This is a genomic window from Thermohahella caldifontis (assembly GCF_041153465.1).
GTDB classification, from domain to species: Bacteria; Pseudomonadota; Gammaproteobacteria; order Pseudomonadales; family Oleiphilaceae; genus Thermohahella; species Thermohahella caldifontis.
Window position 1 is genome coordinate 2,653,228 of sequence record NZ_CP154858.1, and the last position, 13,532, is coordinate 2,666,759.

Consider the following 13,532-nt stretch of genomic DNA (forward strand, 5'->3'; position numbering starts at 1 on the left):
AACCGTATCGGCCAATCGGTGTACGGGGGATTCCCGGTACTGTTGTCCGATGTTGCCGGTGTACACTTGACTGCAATGTTATACAGGGAGCAGTGAACAATGGAGGGCGTGATCCTTTCCAACTGGGTGCGGATGTGTTTTGAAGGATTCGTTCAGGCGGGTGCGCCGGCGGATGCCTTGCTGGCGGGCATGCGCCCGACCGATTGGGTGTCGCGACCGCTCATGCCCGTATCGGTGATGCAGGTCAACCGGCTGTTCGAACAGGCGGCCCGCCTGCTGCCGGGACAGTCGCTGCCGCATTGTGCGGTGTCCCGGCTGGACCTGACCACCTACCACGCCCTCGGTTATGCACTGATGGCGGCACCGACGCTGCTGGATGCGGGCCGGATCATCTGCCGGTATGACATGGCCCTGTCCAATGTGGTCCGGTTGCGCCTGCAAGAGGTGCCCGAAGGGTACGCGCTGATCATCCGGATTCCCGATCGTCACACCCTGCACCCCCTGATCCCGGCAACCTGCCTGTCGCTGGCGATCCGGACGCTTCGGGTGCTCTCGGCGGGGCAGGCCTCGCCGCTGCGGGTAACGACCCGGGCCAGTTGTTCAGCCCCTTATCACGCCTGGGCGGATCGCCTTGAATGCCCTGTTGCCTGGGGAAGTTCCGAACACGCCGTGTATGTGGACGCGGCATCCATGCACCGCTGGCGGCCGGGCGGTGATCCGGCGCTGATGGTGGACAGCCTCAGGCTGTGTGACCGTTATTTCCGCACGCTGGGACGCCAGCGCACGGCAGACCGCCTGGCTGTCGTATTGCGTGACCGGCTGGGCAGCGACCCGGGTCTGGATCAGGCCGCGGAAGCTCTGGGCATGAGTCCGCGCACCCTGCAGCATCATCTGTCCCGGGAGGGGCTGTGTTACCGGGATGTGCTGGATGAGGTGCGCCGGGAGCAGGCGCTGCATTTGATCTGTCACACCGATGCCAGCGTGACGGACATCGCGCTCAGCCTCGGTTTTGCGGAGCCGGCGAACTTCACCCGGGCCTTCAGACGCTGGTATCAGTGTGCGCCGACGGATTACCGTCAGGCGACCCGTCATGTCCGGTCTCACCGGCAGCAAACTGTTGCAGCGACACTGCCAGCTGATCCGGATTGATGGGCTTGGCCAGAATGATGTGAATCCCTGACTCCGCTGCTTCCTGTCGGACCTCATCCGTTGTGGCGGCGGTCAGGGCAATGATGCGTGCGCCGTTGAGCAGTCCTTCTTCCTGCAGGATCCGGCTGGCTTCGAAGCCATCCATCAGGGGCATCTGAAGATCCATCAGGATCAGGTCAAAGTGCTGGTGCCGGCAGACCTCGATGGCTTCCAGGCCATTCAGCGCGGTGGTGACACGGGCACCCCAGCGCTTGAGCAGCTTGGTGCCGACCATGACATTGACGCGGTTGTCATCCACCAGCAGAACCGACTTGCCGCGCAGCAGGTCGGTACGTGTGGCCGGCGGCAGTGCGTCGGACACGGCCTCTGCGGACACGGGTTCGAGCGGCAACAGGACCCGGAACGTGGAGCCGATGCCCGGTTCGCTGTCCACTTCGATCCGGCCCCCGAAGACATCCACCAGCCCCTTGGTGATGGCCAGTCCCAGTCCGGTTCCCCCGTAGGCTCGGGTAATGCTCTCGTCTGCCTGGGTGAAGCGCTCGAAGATGTGGTCCAGTTTGTCCGCCGGGATGCCGCTGCCGGTGTCGGTCACGCTGAGGCACAGGGTGGTCAGGTTGGTGCCCGCAGCCGGCAGGGGCGGGGCCGTCTCGATGCGCAGTTCCACCCAGCCGTCATGGGTGAACTTGATGGCGTTGCTGAGCAGGTTGTTGAGGATCTGTGACAGGCGTGTGGGGTCTCCGCGAAAATGGGCGGGCAGCCGTTCGTCCAGCTTGCTTCGCAGGTGGATGCCTTTCTCCCGGGCGTGCGGGGTGTGTGCCTTCATCAGGCTGTCCACCAGCGTCTGCAGGCTGAAGAGCGTCTGCTCCAGCTCGATCTTGCCGGCCTCGATCTTGGAGTAGTCGAGAATGTCGTTGATCAGGCTGAGCAGACTCTGGGCGGAGAAGGCGAGGGTGCGCAGATTGTCCACCTGATCCTCGCGCGGGGATTCTTCCAGCAACAGGTGCGCCAGGCCGATGATGGCATTGAGTGGCGTGCGGATCTCGTGGCTCATGGTGGAAAGGAAATCGCTCTTGATGCGGCTGATGGCTTCCGCCTGGGCCTTCTTTTCCAGGAGCATTTCCCGGTAGCGCTTTTCACCGGTGATGTCCATGAGAATGCCGTGGAACACCACGCTGCTGTGGTCCCAGCGAATGGGGGTGGAGATACCCCGGATCCAGCGCTCGTCACCGGGCCCCACCCGCAGCCGGAATTCCTGGCGCCAGCCCCTGAGGCCCCGGGCCGCATCGCGCAGGGCGTTCAGAACCGGTTGCCGGTCGGGCTCCGGGATACGTTCCAGGAGCACATTCTTGTCGTCAAGAACCGCCTGGACGGAAAGCCCCAGTGAGCTTTCCAGCTGGGGCGACATGAAGGTGAACATCCAGTCGTCCAGCGAGCGGAAGGCCTGGGCTTCGAACACCACCCCCGGCGCGTGCTCGGTCATGGAGCGGAAGCGCTGCTCGGAAATGAGCAGTTGCGTGCGGGCTTCCTTCTCCTGGGAGTTGTCCCGTACGAAGAGCGAATAGCCCAGCAGGCCCTCATGTTCGTCTGTGATGGCGGAGCCGGCAATCCACGCGGAAAAGGTGCTGCCATCCGGACGGGCCTGTTCCAGCTCCCCCTCGTGGCTGCTGCGGCTGCGCAGTGCGGCCAGCAGACGCCCGGCGGCATTCTCGCCCATGCACTCGCTCAGATTCCGGCCAGTCAGGGTATCGTGCTGATTCATGTGGTAAAGCTGGTGAGCGGCATCATTGGCATAGCGGATGATGCCCTCGGGGTCCACGAAGAGCACGGCGGTCCAGCTCTTGCGGATGATCTCGTCATTGATGTGCATGCGCTGGGAGCGCTGGCGTTCCCGGGTGCGGTCGCGCAGGGCAACGGAATAGCGCAGTCCCCCGTCGGCCGAGCGCAGGGGAATGATGCTGGCTTCGTAGAAACGGCCGTTGGTGGGCGAGAGATATTCAAAGGTGACGGACCGGCCGGTTTCGCGGGCCTGGCGGGCATGGTGCTCAAACAGGGAATACAGGGCAGCCGGCAGCAGCTCCCGCGGCGGGATGCTTTCATAGAGACTGCGGGGATAGGGCAACGCACGCTCATCCGCGGTCCAGATGTTCAGGACGTTCAGCTTTTCATCCACCTCGAAGACCACGTCGTTCATGGTGGTGATGATGGCTTCGAGCTTTTCATGGCTGCGTACCAGGGCCCGCCGGGACTGTTCCACCTGTTTCATCAGGGCGTGGATCAGCAGGGCGCCGGTCAGCACTGCACCGGGCACCAGCAGCCAGCGCAGGCTGTCCGGCGGGGAGACGCCTTCCAGCCAGGTGTCCGGGAGATGCACCTCCAGGAGAATGTCGGCCGTGGCGAGAGTCAGGGCCAGGCCGACGAGCCAGTGGGAGAGGGAGCGGTGCTGTTCGTCAAAGGCCGTGTAGGCCGCGAGCATCACCACGGGGTACCAGAGCATGACGCCGGATTCCGGCCCCAGTACGGTGGACAGACCAAAGACGCAGAAGAAACTGGTGAGCAGAAACAGGCCGCGGCCGCTGCGTGTTTGCCCCGCCACGTTGAGACCAATGGCGGCGCCCATGAAGAGTGCCAGCACCACCAGCAGCCCGCGCAGCGGGTTGGGGGTTGCGGGCAGCAGGGCGAGGACAATCAGCAGGCAGAGCAGGGCCCCCGCAGCCAGATTGGTGGCGGTGACGCGCAACCCTTCTTCCGGTCCGGTCATGGCTGTCTGGGTGGTCACGTGGATGGGTTCCCTGTCATGATGCGGCACTTCCCGCAAAGATTCCGTCAGGCACAGGGTCAATTGTAATCCAAGACAGGCAAAAGTGCCGCTTCTCTGCTATACCAGAATAAAACACCCTGAACGGGGGAGGGGCTCATGTCCGGGAACGAGTTGCCACACCTGCTGCGACTGCTGACCTTCGCGCTGTCCATGACCCTGGCACTGGCCTGCCTGGTGGCCGGATTGCGCATGCTCAGGACACAGATGGTGCCCGCGCCCGCAACCACGCAGGTCCGGCGGGTGCTGGGCATGATTGCGCTGGTCACCAGCGTGGGCTGGGGCTGGCTCGCGGCAACCCAGCTCGATAAATTGCAGCGGCTGGGGATCGAGGATCTGCCGCCACCGGCGGCGGGTCTGATGGCGGGCTCAGGCTATACCCTGCCGGCACCGGCACAGGTGGCGGATGAGGTGACCGACATCGAGAGTGCCCTGCTGGATGTGCACAACCCCAGGTTTATCCGCATCCGTGACGAGCTGACCCGGGCATTGATGCAGGACCCCCGCTTTACGAATGCTGAGGCAGCCATCGGCATTGCGCTGGATCAGCATCCGGATGCCGCCTTCATCCGTTATCTGGTGGATGAAAAGCCGGGCATGCTCACGGTAATCTACTATGTGAAACAGAACGGTCATCAACGTATGCTTGTCTATTGGCCTCAGGTGGCAGGTGATACACTGATCTACACCCCGATCGGGGGACCCGGTGTGCAGGCCCTGTCCGGATGGCTGATTGAAAAGGCCGACGCACCCGTCGCACAATCGTCTGCACCCGGGGAATGACCTGCGCATTCCCGCAGTGCAGCACAGGGAGAACAGTCACGATGACGGCGCCCATTGCAAAGAAGACCCAGCCCCTGGCCAGCCCGGCGCCCGGCGTACTGCCGCCTGTGTTCCTGGACTTCGAGGCGTCCAGTCTCGACCTGATTCAGAGCTATCCCATCGAGGTGGGGATCTGTGATGCACGGGGCCATGTGGAGAGCTGGCTGATCCGCCCCGCACCGCTATGGAACGAGTGGTCGGAAGAGGCCGAGCGGGTGCATGGCATCCCGCGCCGGCAGCTGCTCGACGAGGGCGTGAACGCCTGCAAGGTTGTCGAGGCACTGAATGCGCGGCTGGAAGGCCTGACCGTGTACTGCGATGCCTGGACGTTTGACTGCTTCTGGCTTCACCGTCTGTATCGGGCCTGCCGTTCCGAACCCACCTTTGAACTGGAATCCATCTCCAGCCTGCTGACGGCCGCTCAGGTGAAGCGCTGGCCGCTGATGCGGCAGCAGGTGATCGAGACCCTGAATCTTCCCGAGCACCGGGCCGCCGGCGATGCCCGCATTCTCTACGAGGTCTGGCGACGCCTGGCGCAGCCGGCCTGAGGTTCCCCCGCCCGGGGATGCCGGTCGTCAGCCCCGTTGTCAGGCGCCGAGCAGCGCGTCCAGCCCCCGCTCACGCAGATAGGCCGGATACAGCCTGAATGCCGGCTTGAGAATGGGCAGGAGCCGGACCGCCTGAGGCACGTTGCCCCGAGAACGGACCTGGCGGCGGGTCAGGGCACGGATCAGGTTGGCCCGTCCCATCCAGAACTCGTGGGCAAAATCGGCCTTCATGTACAGGGTCACGTCCGGTTCGCGCATGTCAGCCGGTGGTGGACCAAGGACCAGGCGGGGTGGCTGTTCGTGGCCATCCAGGGTCACCACGGCATCCGGTTCCTCGTAAACGAAGCGTACGCACAGATCCGCACCGGCGAGCCTGGGGCCCAGTTCCGGGTCCGTGAGCAGGCGTTCGTAGAAGGCGCCCAGAACGTCGTAGAGGGTATCCGAGGAGTCAAAGCGTGACCGGCGCTTGCCGCCATGCGCCGGATCCGCGTCCGTGCCGTCGCGGGAGCCCCGGGCCGGTTCCAGGGGCGTGGTACGGGCCTGGTGGAGGCGCCTGAGTATGCGCCGGACAGCCTCCGCATCCACCTCGCGCGGGTTGTAGAGCATGGAGCCGTCCGCCAGGGCACTCCCGGTCAGGGTCTCGAGGACCGCGTCATCCAGTGCGGCCAGTCCGGCGTCCTTCAGGTTCAGCGGCATGCCCGTCACCGCGGCCAGTTCACGGTTGAGCTGGCGGATGCGTTCAATGGCCGCCTCGCCCAGCCGCATCTGCAGCCAGCGTTCGGCCGGCCGGAAACGTTGCAGGGGTTCCGCCAGGGCGCGCAGCGGGGTCAGGCGCAGCCAGCGTGCCGCCACCTCCGTGGGATGGGGCAGGCCGAGCCCCAGGGCCTCGGCGATGCGTGCACAGCGTTCCGGGGCGGCCGGCAGGTTCCAGGCCATGCCCTCCGGCAGTACCAGCGCATTGGCCAGCCCGTGGGGAATGTGGCTGTGACCGCCGAGGGCGTGGGCAATGCCGTGGACAATGCCGACCATGCTCTGGGTAAATGCCATGCCCGCCAGGCAGCTGCACACCAGCATGGCCCCCCGGGCCTGCAGATCGTCCGGGTTCTGGCAGGCCGGAACCAGCCATTGGTTGATCTGTTCGATTACGTACAGGGCCAGGGCGTCCGATGCGGGTTGTGATTCGCGGGACACGTAGGCTTCGATGGCGTGTGTCAGGGCGTCCATGCCGGTGATGGCGGTATGCAGCGGTGGCAGCGTGCGGGTCAGGGTCGGATCCAGAATGGCCACATCGGGGAAAAACTGGGTTTCGGCAAAAGGCAGCTTCATGCCCTGTTCCGGGTCTGCGATGATGGCCACCTTGGTCACCTCCGAGCCGGTGCCGGCGGTGGTGGGGATGGCCATGAGCGGCAGCAGGGCAGTCTGGCCGAGCATGTAGGCGCCCATGTGATCCGTGGCCTGACCGCCGCGCACCATGAGCAGGTTGGCCACCTTGGCCGTATCCAGCACACTGCCGCCCCCGAGGGCCACCAGGGCGTCCGCCTTGCATGCCCGTCCGGCCCGGGCACAGGCTTCCACCGTGTCGATGGTGGAGTCGGGCGGGACTTCCGAAAAGGTGTCCAGCACCACCATGCCGGCGGCCGTCAGACCCTGTCGCACACGCTCCGCCAGGCCCAGTTCCTCCAGTACCCGGTCGGTGATGAGCATGACCCGGCGCCCCTGCCACTCGCTGACCGCATCGCGGAGGTGGTCAATGAGATCCGGGCCGTACAGGACACGGGTGGGCATGTGAAATTCGAAAAAGTCGGCCAGCTGCATGGTGTTTTCCCCTGTTGTTCTTGTTGTGGTGTGCAATGTGCTCAACCAAGCGCTTGATTGGTTACTTTATCAGCCCCTGTCTGCGACGTCCATGCCGTCCACCGGGGTGAGAAGGGTTTTTCTTCAGTTCTGCCCGCTGGCAGCCCGGAACTGGTTGGCTGCAAAGCCTTGCCGGATGGTGCGCGCCAGGGCTTCGGCCAGGGGCGAAGCACCCGACTCCGGCAGCCTCAGGTTCACGTGGCACAGGGGCAGGGGCGGCAGTCCGGCCTCGTCGGGCACGCGTTCCAAGCCCTGGGGAATGAAGGCGTTCATGTAGGTGGCCACGGCCATGTCCGCTTCCACGGTGGCGAGGATGGATTCCAGATTTCCCACGTCACACACGGCCAGCCAGTCAAGCCGGGCACGGTTGAGGGCGGCGACGGCCTGTCCGCGGAAGGCGCAGGCACCGGAACCGAGCGAAACCGGTAGCGGTCGCTGAAAGGCGGCTTCGCCGCGCGGCGCACCGATCCACACCAGCGGGTCGGTCAGAAGCGTGTCTCCGGGGGCGGCGGCTTCAAACTCCGTGGTGAGGATCACATCCAGTTCCCGCTTGTGCAGGGCCTTGAGCAGGCAGGGGGTGCCCTCGCTCACCAGGGTGATCTGCACTTGCGGGCATTCGCGGCTGAAGCGCCTGAGGATGGCCGGCATGAGCGGGCGGATGATATCCGGCGGCACACCCAGACGGACTTCGCCGGTGAATCCCGGCTGGGTCATCTGAAGCCAGGTTTCATCGTTGAGGCTGACCAGCTTGGCGGCGCGGGCATGCAGGCGCTCTCCCTGAGGTGTCAGCACCAGATGCTTGTGGCGCCGCTCGAACAGGGCCATGCCGAACAGGTCCTCCAGGCGCCGGATCTGCTGGCTCACGGCACCCTGGGTCATGTTCAGAACCCGGGCTGCCGGTGTCATGCCGCCGGTTTCCACCACCGTCAGGAAGGTGCGCAGCAGACCGATGTCGATGTCTCTCATGGCATTAGATTCCGTGATGATTTTCATAAGTATAATTCGTTTCACTAATGGACAACAGCGGCGTATAAATGAGACAGGCGGCGCGACAGACCGCGCCGGAGGTGCCCGGACACCGGGCGGTTTTCGGGTATGGGAGACAGGCATGCTCAGCCATTCGGCGGTACTTTATCTCGCCACGGTCCTGATCTGGGGATCCACGTTCTTTGCCATCCGTTTTCAGCTGGGTTCGGTGCCGGAGACGGTGTCCATCGGCTGGCGGTTTGCGCTGGCGACCCTGATGCTCATGGGCTGGTGTCTGTGGAAGGGGGTGCCCCTGCGCTTTGACCGGCGCGCGCATGGCTGGATATTTCTTCAGGGTGTGTTCCTGTTCGGACTCAACTATGTGCTGGTGTATTTCGCCACGGAAAGACTCACCAGCGGCCTGATTGCCGTGCTGTTCTCCACCATCGTTTTCATGAATATCCTGAATGGTGCCCTGTTCCTGCGTCGCCGGACAACGGTGGCCGTGCTGGGCGGGGCCTCCATGGGGCTGCTGGGAATTGCACTGGTTTTCTGGCCGGAACTGATGCATCTGGAGGGGCGCTCGGAAGCGCTCACGGGCATGTTGCTCGGGCTCGGTGGCACCTACATTGCGTCGCTGGGCAATGTGATCTCGGCCCGCAATCAGGCGGCAGGTCTGCCCGTGGTGCAGACCAATGCCTGGGGCATGGCCTACGGTGCGCTGCTCACCCTGGGCTGGGCGCTGCTCAGTGGCCAGCCCTTGCGCTTTGAATGGACGCTGCCCTATGTCAGTTCACTGGTGTACCTGGCGCTCTTCGGTTCCGTACTGGCCTTCGGGGCCTACCTCACCCTGCTCGGCCGCATCGGTGCGGACAAGGCCGCCTATGCCATGGTGCTGTTTCCGCTGGTGGCGCTGGGGCTGTCCACCCTGTTCGAGGGCTATCAGTGGACGCCGGAAAGTCTGGCCGGCATGGTGCTGGTGGTGCTGGGCAATGTGGTCATGATGGCGCGTCCGGAAAGGCTGATGTTCTGGCGGCGGCGTGTGGCGGCCTGAGTGGGGACACAAAAAAAGCGGGATCGGATTGCGCCTTCCGGTTCCCGCATCAGGAGAGCACCTATGTGCTTGCTTCAAGGACTTGCAAGAGGGTATGGAGTGCCGACGGTTGCCCGTCTGACCACCCATCGTGCCAATGAACCCATGACTTGACACCTGTTCATTGTTGATCAGAAAACCCGGCAATGCAGTAGGGGATTTCCACGGTGTCGGGTAAGGGAATACCGAGGCGGCCGGAGGCGGTCAGAGCAACCGCCTCAGCCGTGCCACTTCACGTCGCAGGCTGTCCAGTTCGTCAAGCAGATCCAGCGTCAGGGCCGCACCGGGCACATTGACCTGAAGATCGTGCATCAGGTTCAGCGCCCGGCGGATTCGGGCCAGATCCCGCGTGCTGAACAGCCATTGTCCGGGCCGGTCTCCGGGCCGCGGCTCCGCGATGCCGTAGGACACCAGTTTCATCACCAGTTCCGCGTGCACGTGGTTGCGTTCACAGACCTCGCGCAGGGTAAAGGTGTCCTCGTCGCCTTGCGTTGTCCGGATTACGATATGTGTTGCCATCTTACACCCCCAGTTCCGCACGCGGGTCGAAATGTCGTTCTGCCTCGGCCAGCTTGCGATACAGGGCCTTGGCTTCCTCGGAGTGGGACTTGGGCACCACGATCTTCAGGTGACAGAACTGATCGCCCGCAGGTTTGCCCGGCAGCCCCTTGCCGCGCAGCCGGAGTTTCTGGCCGGCCGTGGCCCCTTCCGGAATCCTGACGCGGACCTTGCCGGACAGCGTCGGCACTTCGACGCTGGCACCCAGCGCCGCCTCCCAGGGGGCGACAGGCAGATCCAGATGGATGTCCTTGCCTTCCACCCGGTAAAGCGGATGGGGCGCCAGTTCCACTTCCAGGAACAGGTCGCCGGGCTCGCCGCCGCCAATGCCCGGTGCCCCCTGACCCTTGAGGCGGATGCGCTGGCCGTCATGCACGCCGGCCGGTATCTTCACCTTGAGGCGCCTGGGCTTGTGCACCACATAACCGTCCGCGGTGAACTCGGGCACCACGAACTCGATCTGGCGTTCGCCGCCATGATAGGCCTCTTCCAGAAACAGCGGTATGCGGTGATGGATATCCTCGCCGCGCATGCGTACGGTGCGCTGCCGGCGTCCGCCACTCCGGGCGCCGCCACTGAAGCCGCCGAAACCGCCGCCGAAGATCTCCTCGAAGAAATCCGAGAATCCGCCCTGAGCGCCTGCACCGGTGAAGCCTCCCTCGCGGAATCCGGCGTGGGACTCCCAGTTGGGCGGCGGCCGGAACTGGCCATTGGCATCAAAGGCCCCCAGCTTGCGCAGCTGGTCATACTCCGCCCGCTTTTCCGGATCCTTCAGAACTTCATACGCCTCGTTCACTTCCTTGAAGCGTTCCTCGGCATTGTCTTCCTTGCTCACATCAGGGTGATACTTGCGTGCAAGCTTGCGATAGGCTTTCTTGATCTCGTCGGCACTGGCCTGTTCGGACACTCCCAGAATCTTGTAGTAGTCCTTGAATTCCATGCAGTACCTCTTTTCAATGTCAATTCTGACCTTAAACGTGGGGGCACGGCGCGGAAGTTCAATGCCTGCCGGGCAATTCTTTTCAATGGCCGGGCCGGCTGCAGGTGCCGCTGAAGCGGGGCAGGCCGTGACCGTAGACCGGGTCGGGGCCCGGCCTGCCCAGATCCTGCACGTGGTTGATCAGCCATTGATGCGTGGCGGACGCTGTGGCGTGGGTTGCGGCCCGGTACCAGGCAATCAGTGCGGCGACGTGAGGGGCGGCCCAGGAGGTGCCGGACTGATAGGCGTGGCCATCTGTCCGCGGCAGCCAGAGGTCCACGCCCGGGGCTGCGAAGTCCACGCCATCACCCTGATTGGCGTCACGAAACACCTGCAGTGCGGCGTCCACCGCGGTGACGCCGGTCACCGCCGGGAAGCGGGCGGGATAGAGCGGGGGATGGTCCGGCCCCTGATTGCCCACCGCGGCAACAATGACGATGTCCCGGGCGATCAGTTGCTTTACGGCCACCTCCAGCAGTGCATTGGGCGGTCCGCCGAGGCTGAGGTTGATGACCTGAACCTGTTGCCCCGCCAGCCAGTCCAGACCGTCCAGGACCCAGTGAGCCAGGGTGTCGGCGGCGTCGTTCTGCCGCCTCAGCACCGGCACCCAGAACAGACGGGCAGCGGGCACCAGCCCGGTCTCCGGGGCGCTGAAAATGCTGGCCACGGCCAGGGCATGATCTTCCCCGCCCCCGGGCATGCCGGCGGGCAGCACGGGGTGCAGGGCTGTACGGGCCAGTAGCGGATGAGACTGGGGCAGGGCGCCATCCAGAACGCCGATGCGTGCGCTGTCTCCGCATCCTGTGCGGTCTGCGGGCCAGCCCATGAGTTCCGCGGCATAGATGCGGCCTTCTCCGGCACGGCCCAGCGGCAGATAGCGGTGATTGGGGGCCTGGACCGCTTCCGGCCGAATGGTGGCAACGAGGGCCCGGGCGTCCTCATCCGTTGTGCCGTCCGGCAGGCGGAAGGTGCTGACCACCATGCCCAGGTTGCGCAGAACCTGTCTGCGGTGCAGGGTCCAGCCCTGCTGGCGGAGCCGGCTTTCCAGTGTTCGCGCCGAAGGCAGATCGGCGGACGTGACCAGCCAGATGCCCGGCTCACGGTCCGGTACGTCGGCTGCCGGAGCCGGGGTGGCTGCCGGGCGCGCCGGGGTCAAAGGTGGCATGCCTGCCGGCCACAAGGATCCGGATGTATCGGGCCGGGGACGATCCGGCGGTGGCGGGGCCGGTGCCTGGGGTGCGGGTTCCATGGGCTCGGCCACCGGCGGGGGGGCGGGGGACAGCGGTATCGCCGGGGGTGCCGGACATGGGAGCAGGTTGTCCTGTCGGGGCACGTCCCGGGAGTTGCGTCGCCTGACTGTGCGTGTCCGGAAGTGCCGGGCCTGCCGGCAGAGGCCGTATCGTGGCTGTCCCGGCAGCTGTCAGCGGCGTGCTGCCCGGAGCCGGCTCCCCCGTTCCGCGAACACCAGGGGACTGACCGCAATCAGCAGCAGCGTCAGCCACTGGCGGATGGCCTCAGTCCCGTGCCACATGACGGATCACGTCCTCAGCGGCCCGGAGTTGCCGGATGGCCTGTTCCACGTCGGTACCCGGCGGCAGTGCAATGCGGTAGATGCCGAGCGCCCCGGGGCCATCTATGATCCGTCCCTGCACGGCGCGGAGGGTTGCGCTGATCTGCCGGTGGGTGGCCTCCGGGCGGAACTCCACCTGCAGTACAACCTGTGCCTGGGCCGGTGTACCGGCAGAGAGGGGTTGCAGGGTCGTGTCGGTGGCGCCGGGCCAGTACAGCGTCAGCAATGCGGCCTGAACGGCAATGACCAGGGCGGCGGCAATGGCCCAGGGGCGATACTGTTTACGCCGGGCGATGACGGGCTTGCGTACTTCCCGCAACAGGCGCTGCAGGCCCAGTTCGCCGGCATCCGGAAGCGGCCTGGCCCTGAGCTGATCCCTGACGGTCTGCAGAAAGGCCACTTCCTCCTGACAGTGACCACAGGCTGCCAGATGATCGCTGACCTGCTGGTATTGCTCTCCTGCGAGCGTGCCATTGACCCACCAGGGCAGGAGATCGGTGGGATGATCGCGGGTTTCGCTGTGCATGGCAGGGCTCCTTCTCAATGAGTCATGCGTGCCGGGAAGCGGTGTGTTTCCGGCAGCTCTGTCTGTAAGTCGCTGTGCAGGCGGGAATGGTTCATTGCATCAGCCCCAGTCGCTTCAGACAGGCTTTCAGGGCCTTGCGGGCGTGGAACATCCGTGTCTTGATGGTGCCTTCCGGTACGGTCAGGATGCGCGCGATATCCGGATAGCCATGTTCTTCCACGAAGGCCAGGTACACCACATCACGCTGGGCCGCCGGCAGGGCCTTCAGGCAGGTGTCCAGCCCTTTCCGGTACTCGTCGTCCGTGGTCTGCTGCCAGGCGGGATCCGGCCGTTCATCTGGCGGCTCCTCGTCCAGAGCCTCCCACCGCTGGCGCTTGCGTGAGCGGATCCGGTCCAGAATGCGGTGGTGGGTGATGCCCAGCAGCCAGGTCGTGACCCGGGAGCGGCCCTCGAAGCGGTCCGCCTGGTGCCAGACAGTGAGCATGACGTCATTGAGCACGTCGGCGGCATCCGCCGGTTCGCCCAGACGCTGCAGCGCGAAGGCGTAAATGCGTTGCTGGTGCCGCCGGTAGAACGCTTTCAGTGCCTTCTCGTCTCCGGCGGCCATGGCCCTGAGCAGGGCGCGATCCTGGTCGTCCGTCGTCCCGGTCAT

The 13,532-nt window shown here is 64.9% G+C and carries 12 protein-coding genes; 4 read left to right on the forward strand and 8 right to left on the reverse strand.

Annotated features, from left to right (window positions below; translation table 11 throughout):
- Positions 1-99 precede the first annotated feature (99 nt).
- Complete coding sequence (locus AAIA72_RS12815) at positions 100-1,149, forward strand: helix-turn-helix domain-containing protein (RefSeq protein ID WP_369600701.1); 1,050 nt, start codon at positions 100-102, stop codon at positions 1,147-1,149.
- On the opposite strand, the gene AAIA72_RS12820 is transcribed toward AAIA72_RS12815, so the two are convergent.
- Positions 1,040-3,925 carry an ATP-binding protein gene (locus AAIA72_RS12820; protein ID WP_369600702.1) on the reverse strand — a complete coding sequence of 962 codons (2,886 nt, stop codon included), beginning with the start codon at positions 3,923-3,925 and terminating at the stop codon, positions 1,040-1,042. The two genes, AAIA72_RS12815 and AAIA72_RS12820, sit on opposite strands and share 110 nt — an antisense overlap.
- 138 nt (positions 3,926-4,063) lie before the next feature.
- Here AAIA72_RS12820 and AAIA72_RS12825 point away from each other — a divergent pair, with 138 nt between their 5' ends.
- Both AAIA72_RS12825 and AAIA72_RS12830 read left to right on the forward strand, forming a co-directional pair.
- Positions 4,064-4,747, forward strand: a complete 684-nt coding sequence (locus tag AAIA72_RS12825) for a hypothetical protein (protein ID WP_369600703.1) — start codon at positions 4,064-4,066, stop codon at positions 4,745-4,747.
- Positions 4,748-4,788: 41 nt separating this feature from the next.
- Entirely contained in the window at positions 4,789-5,334 is a 546-nt protein-coding gene (locus AAIA72_RS12830) for a hypothetical protein (protein WP_369600704.1), read from the forward strand.
- Positions 5,335-5,373: 39 nt separating this feature from the next.
- Here AAIA72_RS12830 and AAIA72_RS12835 read toward each other — a convergent pair whose 3' ends face one another.
- Both AAIA72_RS12835 and AAIA72_RS12840 read right to left on the reverse strand, forming a co-directional pair.
- Positions 5,374-7,149, reverse strand: a complete 1,776-nt coding sequence (locus tag AAIA72_RS12835; RefSeq protein ID WP_369600705.1) for an iron-containing alcohol dehydrogenase — start codon at positions 7,147-7,149, stop codon at positions 5,374-5,376.
- A gap of 123 nt (positions 7,150-7,272) precedes the next feature.
- Complete coding sequence (locus AAIA72_RS12840) at positions 7,273-8,154, reverse strand: LysR family transcriptional regulator (protein WP_369600706.1); 882 nt, start codon at positions 8,152-8,154, stop codon at positions 7,273-7,275.
- 142 nt (positions 8,155-8,296) lie between these two features.
- On the opposite strand from AAIA72_RS12840, the gene AAIA72_RS12845 reads away from it, so the two are divergent.
- Positions 8,297-9,208, forward strand: a complete 912-nt coding sequence (locus AAIA72_RS12845; RefSeq protein ID WP_369600707.1) for a DMT family transporter — start codon at positions 8,297-8,299, stop codon at positions 9,206-9,208.
- A 243-nt stretch (positions 9,209-9,451) separates the two neighbouring features.
- On the opposite strand, the gene AAIA72_RS12850 is transcribed toward AAIA72_RS12845, so the two are convergent.
- The 5 genes from AAIA72_RS12850 to AAIA72_RS12870 form a co-directional block, all read right to left on the reverse strand.
- Positions 9,452-9,766 (reverse strand): chaperone modulator CbpM, encoded by a 315-nt coding sequence (locus AAIA72_RS12850; protein WP_369600708.1) that lies wholly within the window; start codon positions 9,764-9,766, stop codon positions 9,452-9,454.
- 1 nt (position 9,767) lies between these two features.
- Positions 9,768-10,745 carry a DnaJ C-terminal domain-containing protein gene (locus AAIA72_RS12855; RefSeq protein WP_369600709.1) on the reverse strand — a complete coding sequence of 326 codons (978 nt, stop codon included), beginning with the start codon at positions 10,743-10,745 and terminating at the stop codon, positions 9,768-9,770.
- Between the two features lie 82 nt (positions 10,746-10,827).
- A complete protein-coding gene (locus AAIA72_RS12860; RefSeq protein ID WP_369600710.1) occupies positions 10,828-12,033 on the reverse strand; it encodes a S8 family serine peptidase in 1,206 nt (401 codons plus the stop codon).
- 265 nt (positions 12,034-12,298) lie between these two features.
- Positions 12,299-12,880: an anti-sigma factor gene (locus AAIA72_RS12865; protein ID WP_369600711.1), complete on the reverse strand. Its 582-nt coding sequence runs from the start codon at positions 12,878-12,880 to the stop codon at positions 12,299-12,301.
- A 91-nt stretch (positions 12,881-12,971) separates the two neighbouring features.
- A complete protein-coding gene (locus AAIA72_RS12870) occupies positions 12,972-13,532 on the reverse strand; it encodes an RNA polymerase sigma factor (RefSeq protein ID WP_369600712.1) in 561 nt (186 codons plus the stop codon).

Excerpts from the sequence above, each read along its gene's own strand:
- AAIA72_RS12815 (WP_369600701.1), top strand. The coding sequence starts at position 100 with ATGGAGGGCGTGATCCTTTCCAACTGGGTGCGGATGTGTTTTGAAGGA.
- AAIA72_RS12825 (WP_369600703.1), top strand. The coding sequence starts at position 4,064 with ATGTCCGGGAACGAGTTGCCACACCTGCTGCGACTGCTGACCTTCGCG.
- AAIA72_RS12830 (WP_369600704.1), top strand. The coding sequence starts at position 4,789 with ATGACGGCGCCCATTGCAAAGAAGACCCAGCCCCTGGCCAGCCCGGCG.
- AAIA72_RS12835 (WP_369600705.1), bottom strand. The coding sequence starts at position 7,149 with ATGCAGCTGGCCGACTTTTTCGAATTTCACATGCCCACCCGTGTCCTG.
- AAIA72_RS12840 (WP_369600706.1), bottom strand. The coding sequence starts at position 8,154 with ATGAGAGACATCGACATCGGTCTGCTGCGCACCTTCCTGACGGTGGTG.
- AAIA72_RS12845 (WP_369600707.1), top strand. The coding sequence starts at position 8,297 with ATGCTCAGCCATTCGGCGGTACTTTATCTCGCCACGGTCCTGATCTGG.
- AAIA72_RS12850 (WP_369600708.1), bottom strand. The coding sequence starts at position 9,766 with ATGGCAACACATATCGTAATCCGGACAACGCAAGGCGACGAGGACACC.
- AAIA72_RS12855 (WP_369600709.1), bottom strand. The coding sequence starts at position 10,745 with ATGGAATTCAAGGACTACTACAAGATTCTGGGAGTGTCCGAACAGGCC.
- AAIA72_RS12860 (WP_369600710.1), bottom strand. The coding sequence starts at position 12,033 with ATGGAACCCGCACCCCAGGCACCGGCCCCGCCACCGCCGGATCGTCCC.
- AAIA72_RS12865 (WP_369600711.1), bottom strand. The coding sequence starts at position 12,880 with ATGCACAGCGAAACCCGCGATCATCCCACCGATCTCCTGCCCTGGTGG.
- AAIA72_RS12870 (WP_369600712.1), bottom strand. The coding sequence starts at position 13,532 with ATGACCGGGACGACGGACGACCAGGATCGCGCCCTGCTCAGGGCCATG.